This window comes from Kribbella sp. NPDC056345, assembly GCF_042262745.1.
Lineage (GTDB): Bacteria > Actinomycetota > Actinomycetes > Propionibacteriales > Kribbellaceae > Kribbella.
This window is the reverse complement of the sequence record NZ_JBHJQQ010000018.1, coordinates 89,180-109,213: the sequence shown is the minus strand read 5'-3', so window position 1 is coordinate 109,213 and position 20,034 is coordinate 89,180. Positions and strand designations below refer to the sequence as shown.

Genomic DNA, 20,034 nt, shown 5'->3' with positions numbered 1-20,034 from the left:
GTCCGCGCTGCCCCCGGCGTTTGCCTCTTCGCCGCGCGCTACTGCGTGCCCCCCCGCCCCCCCCCCCCCTGCGCGGCCCCCCCCGGGGGGGGGGGGGGGGCCCCCCCCCCCCCCCCCACGGCCGAGGCGGTCGGTCACATAGGCGTAGGCGAGCTGCCGCTCCGGATCCGCCCACCCGACACAGCAGTTGCTGCCGTTGTGACCGAACGTCCGCCGACTGCTGAGCTGACCGAACGCCGGGTCAGTGGTCGGCGCAACCGAGGCTGCGACCGACTGCGGCCGCAGCACGCGCCCCGCCGTACCAATGCCGTTGTTCAGCAGCATCTGGTAGAGCGCAGCGAGGTCGCGAGCCGTTGCCGACACGCCTTCCCCCGGTACGACGGCCTCCCGCGTACTGCGGCGGTTCACCAGCCGACTGCCCTTGACCGGGACCTGCCTGCCCCACAGCTCTGGCGGCAGCCCCAGGTGTGTGTCGGTCACCCCGAGCGGGCGGAGCACCGCCTCCTGCAGCACCACCTGGATCGGATGCCTGGTGATCCGCTGGACCAGTTCAGCCAGGATGAAGCCGAACGCGAGCGAGCTGATCGGGTAGCGCAGCGGCGCCTCCTCGATCCGGCGCAGCGACTTCGCCCAGTCGGTCATCACCCGTACGTCGGCCCGGGGCGCTCCGACCGCACTGGACTGGTTGCGCAGTACATCGCGGACCGTGACCCCGTCCTTACCCTCCCCCGCGAACGCCGGCCAGTACGCCGCCACCTCGTCGTCGAGATGCAGTACGCCGGACTCCACCAGCTGGTGCACGAGGATCGCGACGTACGGCCTGCTGGCCGAGAACAGCCAGAACAGCGCATCCGGTTCGCACCCGAACCAGCGGTCGACGACCACCCGGCCGTCCCGGATCACGCACAGCTGGGCCGCACCGCGACGCGTCTGTACCTGCTCGATCGCAGTCCGCAACCGAGCAGCGTCCAGACCGACCTCGAGAGGTTCGCACTCGCCGCCGAACTCCACACCACCACTGTGCAGGGTGGGACAAGTAAGGTCGATGATGTGACTGTTCCTGCAGCCAAACCGCGTCCTGACAGCGAAATAGAGCGAGTACTGGCAGTTGTCGCGCACCCCGACGACATCGACTTCGCCGCCGCCGGAACCGTCGCCGCCTGGACCAAGGCCGGTATCGAGGTGCACTACTGCATCGTCACCGACGGCCAGGAAGGCGGCTTCGAGCCGGACCGGGACCGCTCCGAGATCCCCGCGGTCCGCCGCGCCGAGCAGACCGCGGCAGCCGGTCACGCCGGCGTCCAGGGCCTGCACTTCCTCGGCTACTCCGACGGCGCCGTCGAGGCGACCGCCGGCCTGGTCCGCGACATCGTCCGCGTGATCCGCCAGGTGCGCCCGCAGCGTCTCGTCACCTCATCACCAGAGCGCAACTGGCAGAGCCTGCAGGTCTCCCACCCCGACCACCTGGCCACCGGGGAGGCCGCCCTCCGCGCCTTCTACCCCGCGGCCGGCAACCCCTACGCCTTCCCCGACCTCACCGAGGACCCCTGGGACCTCAACGAGCTCTGGCTGGTCGAGCACCCCGAGATCAACCACTATGTCGACATCACCGACACCATCGACCAGAAGATCGCCGCCCTGCTCTCCCACACCAGTCAGCACCGCGACCCCGATTCCCAGGCAGCACACATGCGCGAGCTGTCCCAGCACCGCGCCACCCTCGCCGGTCTGCCGAAAACCAGTTACGCCGAACCCTTCACCGTGATCCGATTGGGCGCATGACCCCTCTTCTTCTGCTCCACGCAGGTGTGGCCGACAGCCGTATGTGGCACCACCAGGTGGAAGCACTCAGCAGCACTCACCGAGTCATCGCCCCGGACCTCCGCGGCTACGGCGAGAATCCGCTCGTTCCCAAGTACTCCGACGCAGGCGACGTCCTGACCCTCCTGGATGACCTGGGCCTCGACCAGGTCGCAGCCGTAGGAGCGTCGTACGGCGGCTATGTCCTCCAGCAGGCGGCCAGCAGGCAACCCGAGCGCTTCACCCGCCTGGTCTTGCTCTGCGCACCCACCGACAACGTCGAGCCCGACGAGGCCCTCCGAGCCCTCTGGGCCGAGGAGAACGCCCTCATCGAGGCGGGCGACGTGGAAGCCGCCACCGAACTGATGGTCCAGCGCTGGATCGGCCCCGACGCTGACGACGAGGCCCGGGAGCTCCTCCGCACCATGCAACGCCGGGCCTACGAACTCCAGATCCCAGCCGGCGACGTCGACAACGAGGAATACCCCGTCCTCCCCGAATCCCTCACCATGCCGGTCCGCCTCGTCACCGGCGCCCACGACTTCCAGTTCTTTGCCGACTCCGCGACGTACCTGGCGGATCGCCTCCCCAACGCAGAACGAAAAGACCTCCCCTGGGCAGGTCACCTACCGACTCTGGAGAGGCCTTCCGAAGCGCTGGAGCTGATCCTCTAGTCGGCCAGGGCGCCCATCGGGTCCCAGGCCGGGAGGACGATGGGATCGTCGGCCAGGCGGGCCTGGAGGTCGGCGGGCAGGGCTGAGCGGCGTACGGCGATCTCGAAGACATGTTCGCCGTACCAGGAGTCGTTCATGGTCCAGAAGCCGCTGTCGGCCTTCTCGTCGCCCCAGCTGTTCTCGACGCGCCAGCGGCGGGGCTCGCCGTCCACGACGTCGACGCCGGTGAAGAGCATGGCGTGGGTCATCAGGGTCTCGTGGTGGAGCAGGCGCTCGGCCTTGTCCAGCGTGAAACTCGTGTCGTAGACGGCGCCGTAGTCGTAGAGGTTGGCGTCCCAGATCCCGAGGTCGCCGTTCATCTGCTTGCCGACGTCGCAGCCGAACCAGACCGGCTCGCCGCCGACGATGGCGTCCTGGGTGAGCTTCTTCATCAGGTCGATCTCGACGTTCAGGTAGACCACCGGCGGGGCGTCGATGACGTTGCCGAGGTAGTCGACGGTGAAGGTCTTGCCGACCGGGCTGGACTCGCGCGGGTCGTGCACCAGGCAGACGTAGTCGTCGACCGGGACCTGCACGTACGCCGCGGCGAACTCGGCCGGGGTGGTCCAGCCGTCGCGGTGGAAGGCCTTGTCGCTGTCCTTCCACTGCCACAGGAACTTCTGCGGCGGGGTGCCGAGGTGGATGCAGAGCACCCGGTGGATCGTGGTGAGGAGCTCGCGCTTGCGCTCACGCTGGGCCTCGGCGCTGTCGAGGGCACGCAGGTCACGGGCGCCCTGGCGGAGCAACTTGCGGAGCGTGTCGTTCAGCTGACCGGTCGACGACGAGCTCTCGGTCTCGGGCATCGCGGTCTTCGGCACCAGGCCGTGTTTGCGGACCAGCGCGACGAACATGTTCCACTGGCCGCCGTCACCGATCGGGTCCGACAGCAGGTGCGCCACCGTCCGGTCGTCGACGTCGCGGCCGGCGGTCTCGATGATCGCCTCGAGGAAGAAGTTCGAACGCTCGAACTTGTCCCAGAAGAGCAGGTAGTTCTGCGAGAACTCGAAGTCCTTGACCCCGAGCTTCTCGGCCGCGCCGACCCGCAGCAGGTTCAGCCCGGCGAACAGCCAGCACCGCCCGCTCTTCTTCTGGTTGGTGACCTTCCAGTCGTCCAGCAGGTTCGACACCGAATGGTCGATGGAGGTGACGACCTGCCGGTCGAGGGCGATGGCGTTCACCGGCGTCTGCGTGACGGCGTTCTGCATCACCCGGTACTGCGGGTTGGCTGCGAACTCCTTCTCGAAGAGCGCGAGTTGTTCGGCTGTGAGATTCCGCTCCATAAGGATCGACGGTATCTCAGCGACCAACCGTCCACCGCCCCTGCCGGGGTGGCGAATCTGTGCCCTGTCCACAACCAGCCAGCGGGTCCTGTCGGCCGGTCTCAGGAGATGAGACCGCGCTGGTACGCACGGACCAGCCGGCGGGGGACGCGGAGCTGTTTGCCGTCCACGACGATCGGCACCAGGTCGACCGGCGCGGCCTTCCACTGGGCCCGTCGGTTGCGGGTGTTGGAGCGGGACATCTTGCGTTTCGGAACGGCCATGGGGCTATGCTAAATGAAAACGACATTCAATACCAAGGGAGCTTCCAGCGATGGCGCGACGACCACCGGTCACCGGCAAGCGCAAACCCAAGCAGAACCCGCTCGACCGGGACGGCATCACGTTCATCGACTACAAGGACACCGCGCTGCTGCGGAAGTTCATCTCCGACCGCGGCAAGATCCGCTCCCGCCGCGTGACCGGGCTGACCGTGCAGCAGCAGAAGCAGGTCTCCCGGGCGATCAAGAACGCCCGGGAGATGGCCCTGCTGCCCTACACGTCCAGATAGCTCACCAGAAGACGGCGATCGCGGTGTTGACCACGGTCAGGCCGCCGATGGCAAAGAAGGTGCCCCGCGTCAGCGCCGGCTTCTTCCGGTAGGCGAACAGCAGTCCGGTGATCACCAGTACGATGACCAGCTTCACCCCGACCTTCGTGTTGTTCACGGTGAAGTCGTCGTCCTTGATCCCGGAGGCGAGCCCGACCAGCAGGACGCCGGTCACCAACTGGGTCAGCGCGCCGTGCAGCATCGCGGAGTTCACCACCGGGGTCTTCGTCTTCAGCTGGGTGAAGAACCCACCGAACAACGCCGCGAAGCCGATCAGGTGCAGGAACGTCAACACATGATGCAGAAAGTCCATGTGGTCACCCTAGATCCGACCTGACGGCGACAGCGGCGCGGCGCTCCACAACACTGACCGAGATGGCGGCCAGCCCGCCGACCAGAGCGAAGGCGTAGAAGCCCCACGGGAACGCGAGTCCCGCCGATAGCAGGGCACCACCGAGGATCGGTCCGGCGATCGCACCGAGCCGGCCGACGCCTGCCGTCCACCCCAGTGAGGTCGCGCGGTTCGCAGCCGGATACATGCGGCCGACGTACGCATAGACGAGCACCTGCGCAGCGAAGACAAAGACACCGGCCAGCAGGACGACGACGTACAGAATCACACTGGGGAGGCGGATGCTCAGCAGGGCCAGCGTGATCGTCGCACCGGCGAACCAGCCCACTGTGATTGGCCGCAGCGCGACCTTGTCGGCGATCCGCCCGGCCAGCAGCAGTCCGGCGACCGCACCGAGGTTCAGCACCAGCAGCAAGCTGAGGGCGGCACCGAGCGGGTAGCCCGCCTCTCGCATGATCTGCGGCAGCCACGTGTTCAAGCCGTAGACCAGCAGCAGTCCCATGAACGACGTCACCCAGAACGCCAGCGTCGGACGCCGGAACTCCGGGCGCAGCAAGGACTTCACCGGCTCCAGCCCCTGGCTGGCCGCCTCCCGGCTGAAGGACGGCGACTCCGGCAGGTACTTCAGCATCAGCGGCAGCAGCACGAGCGCGGGGGCCGCACCGATCACGAACATCGCCCGCCAGCCCAGCGACGGGATCACCAGGATCCCGAGCAGCGCAGTGAGCACAGCACCGACGTGGTACCCGGTCATCACCAGTGTGGTCGGGCCACCGTTCCGTCCCTTCGGCGAGTACTCCGTCACCAGAGTGATTGCTGTCGGCAAGCATCCGCCCAGACCGAGACCAGCCAGGAAGCGCAGTACGCCGAAAGTGCCCGCGCTCGTCGCGAACGCGCAGAGCAGCGTGAAGAACGAGAACCCGGCGACGGCCACCAGCAACGCCCGCCGGCGGCCGATCAGGTCGGTCACCGTCCCGATCGCCAGCGCACCCACCGTCATCCCGGCCAGACCGGCCGTCGACACCGCGGCCGCGATCGGCGGGGTGTAGCCCCACACCTTGTCACTGAGCAGTATCGGGGTGATCGTCCCCAGCACCACCAGATCGAATCCGTCCAGCAGGACGGCACTCCAGCACAGCGGTCGCACCCAACCGCCGCGCGCCATCGAGATCGTGGACATCGGACCTCCGCTCCACCGGACGGGCGGATCCCGGCCAGGCTTGCGAAAAAGGTCCCGGTACGGCGCTCTGCGCGCCAGCGTTCCTTCCACCCAGTGGAAGGGTGGATCAGACCAGGCGGCGGTCCGTGGCCCAGCGGGTCAGCTCGTGGCGGTTGGAGAGCTGGAGCTTGCGCAGTACCGACGAGACGTGGGTCTCGACGGTCTTCACCGAGATGAAGAGCTCCCGCGCCACCTCCTTGTACGCGTACCCACGGGCGATCAGCCGCAGCACCTCGCGCTCACGCTGCGAGAGCCGGTCCAGGTCCTCGTCCACGGAGGCGATGTCGATCGCCCCGGAGAACGCGTCCAGTACGAAGCCGGCCAGCCGCGGCGAGAACACCGCGTCTCCCTCGGCGACCCGGTTGATCGCGTCGACCAGCTCGGTGCCGCTGATGTTCTTGGTGACGTAGCCGCGGGCACCGGCCCGGATCACGCCGATCACGTCCTCGGCGGCGTCCGACACCGACAGCGCCAGGAACTTCACCTCGGGGTGCCTCTGGTGCACCTGCTTCATCACCTCGGTGCCACCGCCACCGGGCAGGTGCACATCGAGCAGCACGACGTCCGGCTCGGCCGCGACGATCGCCTTCACCGCGGAGTCGACGTCCGCACCCTCCCCGACGATGTCGACCGACGCACCGATCTCACTGCGCACTCCGGCCCGGAACATGTCGTGATCATCGATGACGACAACGCGCCTGCTGCTCATCTGTCCATCTCCAGTCGCACTTCGGTCCCAGTCTCCGGATCGGAGCGCACTGTCGCGCGTCCGCCGTGCCGTTCCATTCTGCCCATCACACTGTGCCGCAACCCGAGCCGGTCGTCAGGGACGCCGTCCACGTCGAAGCCCTGACCGCGGTCCCGGACGAACATCTCCGCCCGGTCGCCGTCGACCTCGACGAACACGTCGATCTTGGCAGCACCGGAGTGCTTCGCCGCATTCACCATCGACTCACGAGCCGCCCGCACCATGGCGGACATCGGTTCGCTCAGCTCGCAGTCCCCGACCGTCACGACCTCGATGGGCACGCCATGGGAGTCCTCGACCTCCGCAGCGGCCCGCTTGGCCGCTCCGGCGAGCGTCTGGTCGGTCCTGTCGTCATCGTCGTACAACCAGGCCCGCAGCTCGCGCTCCTGGGAGCGGGCGAGCGTGGTCACCGCACGGGGGTCGTTGGCCTGCTTCTGAATCAGGGCGAGTGTCTGCAGCACCGAGTCATGGAGGTGGGCAGCCATATCCGCGCGCTCCTGGGACCGGATGCGCTCGGCACGCTCCGAGTTCAGGTCTCTGGTCAGCCGCTGGACCCACGGGCCAGCGATCACCCCAAGACCCACCACCGCAAGCAGCAGTGCGATCAGTACGTCGCCCGCCTGCGACAGCTTGCCGTTCTGCGCCAGGAACACAGCAACCGCCGTACCGACCAGGATCAGGCCGACAGCGAGCCGGATGAACGACTTCGCACCGCCCTTGCCGAGCAGCACGCCCAGCACGGGGACGCGCACGCCCTCGCGCCACTCTTGCTTCTGACCCTCGTCAGCCTGCCGCCAGATCAGCGCCAGACCCGTACCGGCGAACACCAGCGGCCAGAACATCTTCCCGGCGATACCGATACCGGCTGCCTGCAGCAGGAGCAGTACGGCGGCTCCGACGACGACCAGCGCGGTCACCTGACCGCGGCTCTTCTCCCGCTTCTGGGTCTTCGCCTCGGTCACCGGGGGCGGCGGCTCGTCCGACCGCAGCCCGCTGCGGGTGTGCGCGGCCAGGCCGGGCGCCGCCGGGGCAACCGGCGTTCCGAGCGGCATCAGGAACCACAGCGCCGCATAGATCAGCACCCCGAACCCACCGAACACCGTGGCGGCGATCAGCACCAGCCGCACCAGAGTGTCCGAAATACCGAGGTGGTCAGCCACTCCACCGGCCACACCGGCGACGACACGACCCTCGGTACGGCGGTAGGCCCGGCGTACCGGCGGTAGGTCAGACGTCGGACGGCTCGGGCCGAACGCGGGCCCTGGAGGAGGCGGCGGTGGAGTCGGCGCGCCCGGGCCGAGGGCGGCCGTCTGGCGCGCGGCGTAGGCGGCGTACGGGCCTTGGTACTGCCTGGGGCCCTGCGGACCCCAGCCCTTGTACCGCCACTGCTCCGAGCCGTTGGCCTGCTCCTGGGCAGGCGGCGACTCGGCTGGGGCCCCGGAGGTCCCACCCGTCGGCGCGGCGGAGGCTGGCTGACTCATCACCACGATCGTCACATGCCGACCGGGCCGACACCAGCAGGCTTGTCCCCGGCCGGCTCCTCAACAGCCGCCCCGGCCGGGTCAGGGTCCCCTCGGGGGAAACCCCGACCGCCCGGCGCACCCGGGGGAGGTCAGGGGAGATCCCCGATGTCTCCGGACCGGTCGAGGCGTCAGTATCGGTGTCATGGACCAGAACTCGAGCGGACCCGGAGGGTTCGACCGCAGCCGCCTGCAGAACGTGCAGAACTGGCAACGCAGCCGGTCGGACCGGATGCTGGCCGGGGTCTGCGGCGGGATCGGGCGGGCGCTGAACATCGACCCGGTGCTGATCCGGGTGGTGATGGCCGTGCTGATCATCAGCGGTCCCGGTGTCATCTTCTACATCGCCGGCTGGCTGCTGATGCCGGACGAGCGCAGCGACCGCTCCACCGCGCAGGGTCTGCTCGGCGACCGGGTCCGGCCGGACCACCCGTGGCTGGGCCCGATCATCGTCGGCGTCGCCGTGTTCGCCGCCATCGCGATGATGTCGTCGTTCAACTTCGGGGAGTTCGTCCCCGGCCCGCTGCTGGTGCTCGCGATCATCGGAGTGGTCGCCTACCACCGCAAGGGCGGTCGCCGCGGCCGTGGCAACGCGCGCACCCAGTGGTCCGGTCCGAACGGCGACTGGACGCACGGACAGCCCGGCTGGACCCAAACCCAGAGCTCAGCGCCCGCTGCGGCCCCCGCTGCCGAGCAGCGCCCGCAGGACCGCGTCAGCGAGCCGGTCCAGCCCGTCTGGACCGAGGACGACCCACTCGGCCTGTACGTCGACGAACAGCCGACCGCAGCACCGGCCCGGGCCCGTACGGCGCAGCCACCGGTCAAGGGGCCCCGCGGCGTCAAGTCAGTCGTCGTACTACTGACCGGTGCCGCCATCGGGATCGCAGCGCTGGCCCAAGCAACCACACCGACCATGCTGTTCATCGGAGTGGCGGTGCTCGGCGCAGGCATGCTGGTCGGCGGTTTCGTCGGCCGGACGGCCGCACTGCTCCCACTGGGTCTGCTGCTCGCGGCCGGTGCGATTGCGAGCAACCTGTTCCCGAACGTGCCGCGCAACTTCGCCGACGTGAACTACATCGCCCCGGACGGGCAGGTGGTCACTACGGCCGGCACGGGGACGTCGTACACGTTCGACGCCGGTTCGGTGCACCTGGATCTGACCAAGGCCAAGTTCGACCCGGGCGCCAAGATCGAGGTCCACGGTCGGGCGGGCGAGGTGGTCGTCAAGGTGCCGCGGGATGTCGACGTACAAGGCCAGCTGAACGCCGAGCTCGGCGAACTGGTCGGACTGAACGCGAAGCAGAGCGGTCATGATGCACAGTTGACGCTGAACGACCTCGGCGCCGACCAGAAGACCGGACCGGAGTCGGTGGTGCTGGACCTGGACCTCAAACTGGGCTCGATCAGAGTGGAGCGGGGATGAACAAGCCGAAGCCGGACGTGGCCGGCATCATCGCCGGGACCGTGCTGACCGGTGGCGCGACGATCTGGATGCTGAACGAGAACGGCGTCCTGCAGACCAAGGATCTGGGCCTCACCGGCGCCCTGCTGCTACTCGCCGCGGGCATCATCGGGCTGGCCGCCTCCCACCGCGGCTGAGCCGGTCCGAACCGAGAGGTGGGCTAGGCTGTGGTCCGCTCATCGGGGTTCCGGTGGGCCAGCTACCCGAGGGGTCCGGGTGCAACGGGTCCCGTGGTCACAGGAGTTCTGAGATGGTGCGCGGCACCGTGAAGTGGTTCAACGCCGACAAGGGCTACGGTTTCCTCGCCGTGGACGGCCAGGACGATGTCTTCGTCCACTGGAGCAAGATCGTCTCCGACGGCTACAAGACCCTCGAGGACGGCCAGCCCGTCGACTTCCAGATCGTCGACGGTCCGAAGGGCCGCGAGGCCGAGGCCGTCACCCCGGTCTAGTACGGCGTTTTCGAACCTGCGCGAGGTGACGGCAACCGGTAACCTGACCACCTCACCGTGGGAGGGGTCCGAGACGTGACAGAGCCGGTACACGTGGTCCGGAGGCTCGAGCAGGCGCTGGCCGACGACGACTTCGCGTGGACGTTCGTGCTGGTCGGTGAGGACCAGACCGACAAGCTCGCCACCCTGACCGGTGACCTGCGCGGTCCGGTCTCGGAGACCGGTGACGGCAAGGGCATCACCTCCGGCTTCGCCTACTGGGGCATCGGCCCGACGATCGCGTGGGCGAACGCCACCAACGACCCGTTCTACCTGGTCATGAAGGCCGGCACCGAGTCCTTCCAGCGGCACTGGCGCAAGGTCAAACCGCATGTGGACAAGGGCGGTTTCCACTTCGTCAGCCTCGGCATCGGGACCGGGGTGAAGGACCGGACGATCCTGGAGGACCTGCACCGGCGCAACCCGGACATGTTCTACATCCCGGTCGACATGAGTTCGGAGATGCTCCGGCTCGGCGCTCAGGAGTCGGTCCGCAGCGGCCACTTCCCGATCGCCCAGGTGCTACCGGTCCAGATCGACTTCTCGATCCGCGACAACATGTCCGAGCTGGCCCAGATGCTCGGCCGGCTGGTCGGTGACGAGCCGCTGCTCTACAGCCTGACCGGGAACACCCTGGCCAACTTCGACGACGACGAAGACCTGCTGCAGCTGATCACCGACGTACTGCGCCCGCAGGACCGGCTGCTGCTGGAGGTGGCCAGCACCACCCGGCTGGACGAGGAGGCGGCGAAGGCGGCCGCCGACGAGTACCACCAGACCAGGGCGTTCACGGAGTTCGTCACCAGCGCGCTGCGCTACAACACCGATCTGAAGGTCGACAACGAGCGGGTCAAGTTCGTCGGCGAGATCGAGGACGACGACGCGCTGCTGGTGAAGGTTCTATGGCAGAACGACACCCGCGAGGTGATCCGGATGGGCCTGCCGGACCACACCGAGGTGGTGCTGCCGATCGGTGACACCATCCGCCTCTACACAACCCGGAAGTACTCGGCCAACCGGCTGAAGCGGCTCACCACCGCCTGCAAGCTGACGCCGGTCGAGGCGATCCAGTCCCAGTTCCGCTACCAGCGCCGGCCGAACCACTTCGGTCTCGAGCTGCTCCTGCTCGCCCCCGCATCCTCCGGCGAGCGCGACCGCACCCTGGCCGACGACATCTGGGCGCGATGAAAGCTCGCTGGTCGAAGCACCGCCGTACCGTCGTCACGGCGATCAGCTACGGCATGCTCGGGCTTGCGTTCGTTCTGGGTGTCAGCTGGTTCCTCTGGCCGGAGAACTCCCGCTGGGAGCCCGCGGTGAACTCGCTGACCCTGGTCGCGGGTCTCACCGGCATCTTCGTCGAACGGCTGACGGCCGAGGCAGAGCGCCGTACCGAAGTGCTCCGCGCGGTCGGTGACGAGCTGCGCGAGAACACCCGCCTGCTGAACGACGATCGCTTCTCGCCGGCGGCACCGGCCACCCGGCAGGTCTACCCGCGGCTGGTGGTGTCCGCGGTCGACCTGGCCCTGGTCTCCGGCGCACTCGGCCTGCACCGCGATGCCGACCTGGTCGGCCCGCTGCACCGCTGGCGCGACACCGTGCACCTGTTCAACCGCCGGCTCGACCTGACCGAGATCAGCACCTTCTCACCGACCGTCTCGCAGGACGACCTGGCCGCCTTCCACCGGGCGCTGCACCGGGAGAACAACTACTTCGCCGCCACTCGCGAACAGCTGACGGCCCTGCTCGCGAAGCTGCCCCCGCTCTAACGGGCACCCCCGAAACCTCGGTCAGGCTGCCACAAGCAGCAATTCATGCCGAGCGGTTGACTTAGTCATGCCATCGGCGCTTACTTTCGGACAGGACCGTAAATACGGCACCCCCGGAGGCTTCGTTGCGTTTCTTCCGTCCGCTCCTCGCCCTGACCGTCGCCACTGCCCTCGTCGTCACCCCGGCAGTGCCCACCGTGGCGGCCGGCCCGCCACACGCCGTGGCCGTTTCCCTCGGCGTCCCGCTGTCCGACGTCCTGCTGATCGGCGGCACCGTCGCGCCCGGTCCGGGCGGCAAAACCGCGATCTGGAACATCTCGTCCGGCGTACCGGCGTACCTGAACGCCCTCGACCCGGTGAACGGCACCAGCCTGCTCTCGACGCCACTGCCCGGCGCCGAGGGCAGCTACACCGTCGTCGCGACGCCGGCCGGCACGATCTACGTCGGCAGCTACAACAACGGCCACCTGTACCGGCTGCGCCCCGGCGCGACCACGGTCGAGGACCTCGGCCGGCCGCTGGCCAGCGAGTCCTTCATCTGGGCGCTGACCACTGACGAGCAAGGCACCGTGTACGGCGGCACCTATCCGGGCGGCCGCGTCTTCTCGTTCAACGACAGCACCGGCGCGATCCGCGACTACGGCAAGGTCGTCGCGAGCCAGCCGTACGTCAAGAGCATCGGCTACGCGAACGGCAAGCTCTACACCGGTTCTCTGCCCGACGCGCACGTGATGGAGATCGACGTCGCCACCGGCGCCGCTACCGAGCTCCCGCCGCCGCCGAACCTCGGCGACCCGAAGCTCAAGTCCGTCTACGACCTCAGCGTCCGCGGCGGCCGCGTCTACATCCGGGTCGGCGGCGCGTTCCCGATGCCGATGTACGTCTGGGACATCGCGTCCCGCACCTGGGTCGACGAGATACCGCTGGCCCACGGCTTGGACATCTCACCGCTCGGCGCCAACGGCGAGCTCTACTTCATCCAGGCCAGCGAACTGCGTCGGTACGACCCTGCGACCAAGACTTTGACCGGCACCGGACTGAAGTTCACCGGCCGGATCCAGAACGCGCGCGCCATCGGGTACGCCGACCTCGGCCTGCCCGACTACCCGGGGACGAGTGTGGTCGGCACGCTGTGGCGCGGGGAGGAGTTCCGCTACAACCCGCAGACCGGGAAGTCGGAGATCTTCCTGACCAACGTCCGGCGCGAACCGATCGACATCCTCGGCCTGTCCGGCGGCGCCCGCAACGTCTACACCGGCGGCTATCTGAATGGCGGGGTCTCGGTCACCGACCCGAAGACCGGCGCCACCAAGTTCAACCGGTTCTCGCAGACCGAGCAGCTCATGGAGGCGTCCGACGGCCGGGTCTGGATCGGCACCTATCCCGAGGCCCGGCTCTATTCCTACGACCCACGCCTGCCCTGGAACAGTCTCGAGTACTCACCCGGCCCACCCGGTACGCCGCCGAACCCGCAGCTCGCGGTCAACCTGAAGCCCGAGCTCCAGAACCGCGCCCGCGCGCTGGTCGAGGTGAACGGGAAGATCGCGGTCGGCACGGTCCCGGAGGGTGACCGCCTCGGCGGCGCGCTGGCCTTCTACGATCCACAGTCCGGTACCACCACGACGTACCGGAACGTCGTCCAGGACGAGAGCGTCTTCGGTCTGACCGCTCGTCAAGGAATCGTCTACGGCGGTACGTCGATCACCGGCGGACTGGGCACGACCAAGCCCACCCGGGAGTCCGGAACCGTGTTCGCCTGGGATGTCGAGGGGAAGCGGAAACTCTGGGAAACGGTGCCGGTGGTGAAGGCGCCGACCGTGTCCTCGGTGACGTTCGGGCCGGACGGGACGCTGTGGGGTGTGGCAGGCAAAACCGTGTTCGCGATGGACCCCCGATATGGGACAGTGCTGAGGTCCTTCGTCCTCGGGACGACTTCTCAAACCGGAGACATCGTCGCGACCAGGGACGGGGTGTACGTCAGCATCGACTGGAACAAGATCTACCGGATCGGACCCGGCGACCGGGCGACGCCGAAGCTTTATCTCGAGCACCCGCACCGGCGGCTCGCCGTCCAGGGTGGTCAGCGGCTGGTCTTCAGCAACGGGCCCGAACTGTTCCGAGTCGATATCAAACGTTGACAGCAGAAATTCCTTCCCACTACTTTCGGTCCTGACCGTTATTCGGTGAACAACTTTCCGGCCTGTGCCGGCATCCAGGGGGTTGTGATGAAATCCACCGTCCGCCGTATCGCGGCGCCACTCACCGCACTTGTCCTCACCGCCGCCCTCAGTTCGTGCGGCGGGGACTCCGGATCCTCCGACGAGAAGAAGACCGTCACCCTCTGGATGTACCCGGTGATCGCCGACCAGGCCGCCAGTGACACCTACTGGAAGAAGGTCGAGACCGACTTCGAGGCCGCCAACTCCGGGTTCGACCTCAACATCGAGCCGCAGCCGTGGGACAAGCGGGACGAGAAGCTCGCCACCGCGTTCGCCGGCAAGAAGGGCCCGGACGTCGTCCTGCTGATCCCCGACCAGCTCCCGCAGTACGTCAAGAACGGTTCGCTCGAGCCGGTCGGTGACGTGGTCGAGGCCGACAAGGCCAAGTTCCTGCCGAACGCGATCCCCGGCCTGACCGTCCAGGACAAGGTCTACGGCGTACCGATCTACCACACCGTGACCACGACGCTCTACAACAAGACCGTGCTGACCAAGGCCGGGATCAGCAAGCCGCCGGCCACCTGGGACGAGATCAAGGCGGCCGCGCCGAAGCTGAAGGCGGCCGGGTTCTCCACCCTCGACTACTCGGCCTCGCCGGAGGCCACCCTGAACCTGAACTTCTACCCGCTGCTCTGGCAGGCCGGTGGCAAGGTCTTCGCCGACGACGGCAAGTCCGTCACCTTCAACCAGGCCCCGGGCCTGGAGGCGCTGACCTTCCTGAAGACCCTGTGGGACCAGGGCGCGGTCCCGAAGAGCGCGCTGACCAACGGCAACGCGATCGAGGACCAGCCGATCGGCAAGGGCCAGGTCGCGATGGCCTTCACCGCCACGCCGGCCAACGCCGCGCTGGCCGCGAAGAGCTGGGGCGTCGACAACACCGAGGTCGGCGCACCGCTGACCGGGGCCAAGCAGGTCGGGTACGGGATTCCCGGCGGCCTCTCGGTGAACGCGGGCTCGGAGAACATCGACGGGGCGAAGAAGTTCCTCTCGTTCATGATCCAGCCGCCGCAGCTCGAGGCGATGAGCAAGGCGACCGGCTACTTCACCCCGCGCACCGACGCGAAGGTGGAGGTCACCGATCCGCTGACGCAGAAGTTCGGGCCGGCGCTGCAGTACGCCTTCCCGGGTGAGCCCAACCCGGCCGCCCGCCAGATCATGTCGCTGCTGAGCGTCGAGATCCAGGCCGTGCTGACCGGTAAGAAGGCGCCGCAGCAGGCGCTCGACGACGCTGCCAAGCAGGGCAACGCCCTCCTGGGTCGATGACCCAGGTCGGCGTCGACCGGAACTCCCCCGCCCGCCGCCCGCGACCCGTACCAGTCAGGGGGCGGTACGGTCCGCGGCGGCGGGCGTGGGTCGGGCTGGTGTTCGTGGCGCCGATGCTGGCGCTGTTCCTGGCCTTCCGGTTCCTGCCGGCGGTCGGCGCCGTCTGGCTGTCGCTGACCGACTACCGGCTCAGCGGCCGCTGGAAATTCATTGCCTTCGACAACTACACCCGCCTGCTGCAGGACGAGCTGTTCCATCAGAGCCTGGTGGTCACCCTCACCTACACCCTGATCTTCGTCCCGCTGACCGTGCTGATCTCCCTCGGTACGGCGTTGCTGCTGCAGCAGGTGGTCTGGCAGCGCGGGTTCTTCCGCGGTGTCTTCTTCCTGCCGTACGTGACCAGCATCGTGCTCGCCGCGGTGATATGGAAGTGGATCTACGACGCCCAGGACGGACTGCTGAACGCCGTCCTGGGCCTGGTCTCGATCGGCCCGATCGACTTCCTCGGCTCGGACAACTCCGTACTGGCGTCGATCGCGGTGACGTCGGCCTGGAAGGGTTTCGGCTACTCGATGCTGATCCTGCTCGCCGGTCTGCAGGCGGTCCCGAAGTCGTACCTGGAGGCCGCGATGATCGACGGTGCGTCGGCCTGGCAACGGTTCCGGTACATCACCATCCCGCAGATCCGGCCGGTGCTGTTCTTCGTGCTGGTGATCGAGACGATCAGCGCGTTCCAGGTCTTCGACGCGATGTACGTGATGACGGGTGGCGGTCCGGTCCGGGCCAGCTACTCGCTCGTCTATCTCCTGTACGACAGCGGTTTCAAGTTCTTCGACTTCGGTTACGCGAGCGCGATCGGCATCATGCTGTTCTTCATCGTGCTGGTCATCTCACTCGTGCAACGCCGCCTCGTCGGGAGGGATGACGACTGATGGTGAACCTCCTCGACCGCCCGTCGACACGCCGTACGCCGTCCTCGTCTTCCGGTGTGAAGCCGTCGCGCCCGGTGGCTCGGCTGACGCTCCCGACCTTGCTCGCGCTGACCGCGATCGTCACCGTGCTGCCGTTCGTCGCGATGGTACTGGTCGCCTTCGCACCCCCGAGCGGCCAGACCTTCCCCGATGCCTTCTACCCATCCCGGTGGACCGTCGAGAACTTCACCCGGGTGCTGTCGAGCTCCGACATCCCCCGCTGGACCGTCAACTCGCTGCTCTACTCGCTGGTGTCGGTCGTCTTCGTCCTGCTCTTCGCCGCCATGGCCGGCTACGCGTTCGCGAAGAAGCGTTTCCCCGGCCGCGAGCTGATGTTCTGGGCCTTCCTGGCCACGCTGATGGTCCCCTTCCAGGCGACCCTGATCCCGTCGTACATCCTGATCTCACGCCTCGACTGGGTCGACAGCTACTGGGGCCTGATCGTCCCCACGCTGGCCAACTCACAAGCCGTCTTCCTGCTCCGCCAGTTCATCAGCCAGCTCCCCGACGAACTCTTCGAAGCCGCCGAGATCGACGGCGCCCCCGAGTGGAAGATCTTCACCCTGATCGTGATGCCACTCATCCGCCCCGCCCTGGCCACCCTGGGCATCTTCGTCTTCCTCTGGCACTGGAACGACTTCCTCTGGCCACTCGTCATCGGCCAGTCCGCCAACATGCAAACCCTGACCGTCGGCCTGGCCACCCTCCAGACCCAGTCCGTCCCCATCAACCAGATCATGGCCGGCGCCACCATCACCGTGATCCCCAGCCTCCTGGTCTTCGGCCTCCTCCAGCGCTACCTGACCGACAGCATCACCATGTCCGGCCTGAAGAGCTGACCCGTGCCCGACCGCCCCGAGATCGTCTGCATCTGCGGCTCCGCCCGCTTCGCCGACGAGATCCACGCAGCAACCCGCGCCCTGACCCTCGCAGGCGCCATCGTCCTCGCCCCAACCCTCTTCCCGCCCACCGCCTCACTCACCGACGACCAGAAGACCGCCCTGGGCACCCTCCACCTCCACAAGATCGACCTCGCCGACCGAGTCCTGATCGTCAACCCCGGCGGCTACCTAGGCGAATCCACCACCCGCGAAATCGCCCACGCCCACACCACCAACAAACCCATCACCTTCACCAACCCCCAGCCACCGTCCCAAGCACAGGACGTACACCCCTAGTACCGGCACCCAACCAGCCGACACCTCCTGTCCTTCGGGAGGTCGCGACACCAACCGCGTCACCACAGTTCCTCCTTCGCGCGACCACCGAGGGCGGATCCACACGAGACCGCGCCGGGAGGCGCCAAAAGAAGAGCCGCCGCCGGAGGCGGTGTCCTTTCGAGGCGGTTAGTTGTAGTAGCCGTCTATGGGGGCTCGGGCTTCTTCGAAGAGGGACAGGGCTTGCTGGGGGACGGGTGGGAAGCTGCCGGTGGGTTTGAGGGTGTTGAGTTGTTCGGCGGAGAGGGCGTAGACGACGTTGCCCAGGCCGGAGCGGGCCAGGGCGCCGGAGCACATTTCGCAGGGTTGGCAGCTGGTGTACATGGTGGTGGCTGCGGCTACCTCGGGGGTTAGTTCGCGGGCGGCCCAGACGGCCAGCTTCAGTTCGGGGTGGTAGCTGATGTTGGATTCGGTGATGCTCGTGTTCTGGGCTTCGGCGAGGACGGTGCCGTCGGGGCCGACGAGGAGTGAGCCGAAGGGTGGGTTGCCGGCTTCGCGGGCGGCGGCGGCCAGGGCGATGGCTCGGCGGAGATGGGTTTCGGGGTTCATGTCAGCTCCTGCTTCAATGTCGCCAGGTCTCGCCAGGCGACCTCGGGGTGTTCGGTCTCGGCGGGGTCGCCTTGGAACGGATCGAGTACGACGCTGGTCGCGCCGAGCTCACGCAGTACGTCGAGATCGGCGAGCACCTGGTCGATCGAACCCTCACCGGCCACCCGGGTTTCCTCGGGCAACGGTGAAGTGGTGAGCCGGAGCAGGATCCGCGGCGCGAATGCCGGCACCGCCCGCCCCTCGGCTGCCGCGATCTCCGCCAGCCGCTCAGTTGCCGTGCGCAACCAGTCGGTCCGCTCCCGGAGCGGATGCCAGGCATCACCCAGCAACACGGTACGGCGCATGGCCGCCCTACTGCGGCCGCCGACCCACAACGGGATCCGGCCGACCCCGTAGTCCGCGGTGTCCGCCCAGGCCGCGCGCAACGAAGTCAGCAGCTCGTCCGTCGCCCGACCACGCCGCGCGTGCTCAGCACCGAGCGCCTCGAACTCCTGCTTGGCCCAGCCCGCCCCGACCCCGAGCACCAGCCGGCCGCCACTCAGCTGATCGAGATTGGCCGCCATCCGCGCCACGAGCAGCGGATGCCGGTACCCCGCGATCAGGACCGTCGTACCGAGCCGCACCCGCGACGTGATCCCCGCCAGCCAGCTCAACGTGGTGAACGGCTCGTAGAACGGCGCCGGGTACTGCTCAGCAACATCCGGCGTGATCACCACATGGTCCGACACCATCAACAGGTCATACCCAAGCCCTTCGACCACCTGAGCCCACTCACGCAGCCGGCTCGGATTCGTACCAGGCCCGAAATTCGGGACGTTCACACCGATTTCCACCCCGTCAGGCTATCCAGGCAGGAGTCCACCGTTGAAGAGACTTCTCCCGGCAAGATCGCCACCCCGCCGGGAATTCCCCGGTAGATTGCCCATATGACCGAGACTCTCGATTCGACCGATTGGGCGCTGCTGACCGAGCTGCAGACCGATGCCCGGCTCACGCTCAGCGAGCTGGGCCGGCGGGTCAACCTGAGCGCCTCGGCAACCACCGAGCGGGTACGGCGGCTAGAGTCGCTAGGCGTCATCACCGGCTACCGGGCGGACGTGGACCTCGCCAAGGTCGGCTACCCGGTGCTCGCCGTCGTACGACTGAAGTATCCCGGCAACAAGCACGAGCCACTCAAGCGTCTACTCGCAGAGCGCAGTGAGTTCCTCGAATGTCTGCGCACCACCGGCGACGACTGCTACACCCTCAAAGTCGCCGCCGCCTCGATGCCGCACCTGGAAGAGCTCGTCAACCAGCTCACCGAGTTCGGCAGCACCACCACCAACCTCGTCTACTCCCAGACCTTGCCCTTCCGCGGTCCGCGGCCGCCGGCTCAACGACTCCAGTAGTAGAACTGGTGCAGCTGCAGCGAGGTGTCGATGATGAACATGTACTGACTGCTCAACGTGTCGACGTCGAGGTCCGCCTGCAGCATGACGGCCGCGCCGTCGCCGGCCGTTCCGAGTTGGTAGGTGTAGAAGGTCTCGGTCAGTCGCTGCGACACCGCTGCGACAACGGCGGCGATGGCAGCCTCCCGATCGCGATAGGCGACCGGTGCCGGCGGGACGAACACCGAGATCGGTTCACTCCAGTTCAGCGCGGCTGCCGGCGTCACCGTACCGAGCCGATCGGTGAACGGCGCGATCGTCCGGCCGATCCGCGCCACGGTGTTCATCGACCGGCGGACCGGCGTCGCCGTCCCTTCGTCGAACTGCATGATCGGCCGCGCACCTGGCGACGCGATCGTCCGGAAACGGCCCGCCAGGTCAGTGATCTCCGATGCCATCTGTTCAGTGCAGCACCGATGCCACCCAGCCTGGCGAGGTTGACACCAAGC

At 67.7% G+C, this 20,034-nt stretch carries 24 protein-coding genes; 14 read left to right on the top strand and 10 right to left on the bottom strand.

Translation table 11 applies throughout. The features are described from left to right. Positions 1-1,011 (bottom strand): serine hydrolase domain-containing protein (locus ACFCV3_RS38445; RefSeq protein WP_376039253.1); only part of this gene is annotated, 1,011 nt, incomplete at its 3' end. Positions 1,012-1,050: 39 nt separating this feature from the next. Here ACFCV3_RS38445 and ACFCV3_RS38440 point away from each other — a divergent pair. Both ACFCV3_RS38440 and ACFCV3_RS38435 read left to right on the top strand, forming a co-directional pair. Then, positions 1,051-1,782: a PIG-L deacetylase family protein gene (locus ACFCV3_RS38440; protein ID WP_376039250.1), complete on the top strand. Its 732-nt coding sequence runs from the start codon at positions 1,051-1,053 to the stop codon at positions 1,780-1,782. After that, positions 1,779-2,474, top strand: coding sequence for an alpha/beta fold hydrolase (locus tag ACFCV3_RS38435; protein ID WP_376039247.1), 696 nt, complete (start codon positions 1,779-1,781; stop codon positions 2,472-2,474). The genes ACFCV3_RS38440 and ACFCV3_RS38435 overlap by 4 nt, the downstream gene beginning before the upstream one ends. On the opposite strand, the gene ACFCV3_RS38430 is transcribed toward ACFCV3_RS38435, so the two are convergent. Both ACFCV3_RS38430 and rpmF read right to left on the bottom strand, forming a co-directional pair. Continuing rightward, positions 2,471-3,793, bottom strand: a complete 1,323-nt coding sequence (locus tag ACFCV3_RS38430) for an aminopeptidase C (RefSeq protein ID WP_376039245.1) — start codon at positions 3,791-3,793, stop codon at positions 2,471-2,473. The genes ACFCV3_RS38435 and ACFCV3_RS38430 overlap by 4 nt on opposite strands. Before the next feature lie 101 nt (positions 3,794-3,894). Beyond that, the gene (gene rpmF / locus ACFCV3_RS38425) at positions 3,895-4,056 is read right to left on the bottom strand and encodes a 50S ribosomal protein L32 (protein WP_376039243.1); all 162 of its coding nucleotides are present in this window, start codon (positions 4,054-4,056) and stop codon (positions 3,895-3,897) included. A gap of 50 nt (positions 4,057-4,106) precedes the next feature. Here rpmF and rpsR point away from each other — a divergent pair, with 50 nt between their 5' ends. Beyond that, entirely contained in the window at positions 4,107-4,343 is a 237-nt protein-coding gene (gene rpsR / locus ACFCV3_RS38420; RefSeq protein ID WP_376039242.1) for a 30S ribosomal protein S18, read from the top strand. Between the two features lies 1 nt (position 4,344). On the opposite strand, the gene ACFCV3_RS38415 is transcribed toward rpsR, so the two are convergent. From ACFCV3_RS38415 to ACFCV3_RS38400, 4 genes are all read right to left on the bottom strand, one after another. Then, positions 4,345-4,695 (bottom strand): hypothetical protein, encoded by a 351-nt coding sequence (locus tag ACFCV3_RS38415; protein WP_376039240.1) that lies wholly within the window; start codon positions 4,693-4,695, stop codon positions 4,345-4,347. 4 nt (positions 4,696-4,699) lie between these two features. After that, positions 4,700-5,914, bottom strand: a complete 1,215-nt coding sequence (locus ACFCV3_RS38410) for an MFS transporter (RefSeq protein WP_376039237.1) — start codon at positions 5,912-5,914, stop codon at positions 4,700-4,702. Between the two features lie 106 nt (positions 5,915-6,020). Then, positions 6,021-6,662, bottom strand: a complete 642-nt coding sequence (locus tag ACFCV3_RS38405) for a response regulator transcription factor (protein ID WP_132410137.1) — start codon at positions 6,660-6,662, stop codon at positions 6,021-6,023. Beyond that, positions 6,659-8,182, bottom strand: coding sequence for a PspC domain-containing protein (locus ACFCV3_RS38400; RefSeq protein WP_376039234.1), 1,524 nt, complete (start codon positions 8,180-8,182; stop codon positions 6,659-6,661). The genes ACFCV3_RS38405 and ACFCV3_RS38400 overlap by 4 nt, the downstream gene beginning before the upstream one ends. Before the next feature lie 184 nt (positions 8,183-8,366). On the opposite strand from ACFCV3_RS38400, the gene ACFCV3_RS38395 reads away from it, so the two are divergent. The 10 genes from ACFCV3_RS38395 (at position 8,367) to ACFCV3_RS38350 (ending at position 17,570) form a co-directional block, all read left to right on the top strand. After that, complete coding sequence (locus tag ACFCV3_RS38395; protein WP_376039233.1) at positions 8,367-9,644, top strand: PspC domain-containing protein; 1,278 nt, start codon at positions 8,367-8,369, stop codon at positions 9,642-9,644. Continuing rightward, a complete protein-coding gene (locus ACFCV3_RS38390; protein ID WP_132410131.1) occupies positions 9,641-9,820 on the top strand; it encodes a hypothetical protein in 180 nt (59 codons plus the stop codon). The genes ACFCV3_RS38395 and ACFCV3_RS38390 overlap by 4 nt, the downstream gene beginning before the upstream one ends. 113 nt (positions 9,821-9,933) lie before the next feature. Continuing rightward, positions 9,934-10,134 (top strand): cold-shock protein, encoded by a 201-nt coding sequence (locus tag ACFCV3_RS38385; RefSeq protein WP_376039230.1) that lies wholly within the window; start codon positions 9,934-9,936, stop codon positions 10,132-10,134. Positions 10,135-10,209: 75 nt separating this feature from the next. Next, positions 10,210-11,361: an L-histidine N(alpha)-methyltransferase gene (locus ACFCV3_RS38380; RefSeq protein WP_376039227.1), complete on the top strand. Its 1,152-nt coding sequence runs from the start codon at positions 10,210-10,212 to the stop codon at positions 11,359-11,361. Next, positions 11,358-11,939 carry a hypothetical protein gene (locus tag ACFCV3_RS38375; RefSeq protein ID WP_376039224.1) on the top strand — a complete coding sequence of 194 codons (582 nt, stop codon included), beginning with the start codon at positions 11,358-11,360 and terminating at the stop codon, positions 11,937-11,939. Before ACFCV3_RS38380 ends, ACFCV3_RS38375 begins: the two co-directional genes overlap by 4 nt. A gap of 125 nt (positions 11,940-12,064) precedes the next feature. Then, positions 12,065-14,077 carry a hypothetical protein gene (locus ACFCV3_RS38370; protein WP_376039222.1) on the top strand — a complete coding sequence of 671 codons (2,013 nt, stop codon included), beginning with the start codon at positions 12,065-12,067 and terminating at the stop codon, positions 14,075-14,077. 87 nt (positions 14,078-14,164) lie between these two features. Beyond that, complete coding sequence (locus tag ACFCV3_RS38365; protein WP_376039220.1) at positions 14,165-15,421, top strand: extracellular solute-binding protein; 1,257 nt, start codon at positions 14,165-14,167, stop codon at positions 15,419-15,421. Further along, positions 15,418-16,353, top strand: coding sequence for a carbohydrate ABC transporter permease (locus tag ACFCV3_RS38360; RefSeq protein WP_376039218.1), 936 nt, complete (start codon positions 15,418-15,420; stop codon positions 16,351-16,353). Before ACFCV3_RS38365 ends, ACFCV3_RS38360 begins: the two co-directional genes overlap by 4 nt. Beyond that, positions 16,353-17,231 (top strand): carbohydrate ABC transporter permease, encoded by an 879-nt coding sequence (locus ACFCV3_RS38355; RefSeq protein ID WP_376039215.1) that lies wholly within the window; start codon positions 16,353-16,355, stop codon positions 17,229-17,231. Before ACFCV3_RS38360 ends, ACFCV3_RS38355 begins: the two co-directional genes overlap by 1 nt. Before the next feature lie 3 nt (positions 17,232-17,234). Further along, on the top strand, positions 17,235-17,570 hold the full coding sequence (locus ACFCV3_RS38350; protein WP_376039213.1) for a hypothetical protein: 336 nt from the start codon (positions 17,235-17,237) through the stop codon (positions 17,568-17,570). 168 nt (positions 17,571-17,738) lie between these two features. On the opposite strand, the gene ACFCV3_RS38345 is transcribed toward ACFCV3_RS38350, so the two are convergent. Further along, the gene (locus tag ACFCV3_RS38345) at positions 17,739-18,158 is read right to left on the bottom strand and encodes a nucleoside deaminase (RefSeq protein WP_376039210.1); all 420 of its coding nucleotides are present in this window, start codon (positions 18,156-18,158) and stop codon (positions 17,739-17,741) included. Beyond that, positions 18,155-18,991: an LLM class flavin-dependent oxidoreductase gene (locus ACFCV3_RS38340; RefSeq protein ID WP_376039207.1), complete on the bottom strand. Its 837-nt coding sequence runs from the start codon at positions 18,989-18,991 to the stop codon at positions 18,155-18,157. The genes ACFCV3_RS38345 and ACFCV3_RS38340 overlap by 4 nt, the downstream gene beginning before the upstream one ends. Positions 18,992-19,084: 93 nt before the next feature. Here ACFCV3_RS38340 and ACFCV3_RS38335 point away from each other — a divergent pair, with 93 nt between their 5' ends. Continuing rightward, entirely contained in the window at positions 19,085-19,546 is a 462-nt protein-coding gene (locus tag ACFCV3_RS38335; RefSeq protein ID WP_376039205.1) for an Lrp/AsnC family transcriptional regulator, read from the top strand. Here the strand turns inward: ACFCV3_RS38335 and ACFCV3_RS38330 are convergent. After that, positions 19,531-19,983: a hypothetical protein gene (locus tag ACFCV3_RS38330; RefSeq protein ID WP_376039202.1), complete on the bottom strand. Its 453-nt coding sequence runs from the start codon at positions 19,981-19,983 to the stop codon at positions 19,531-19,533. The two genes, ACFCV3_RS38335 and ACFCV3_RS38330, sit on opposite strands and share 16 nt — an antisense overlap. Positions 19,984-20,034: the final 51 nt, after the last annotated feature.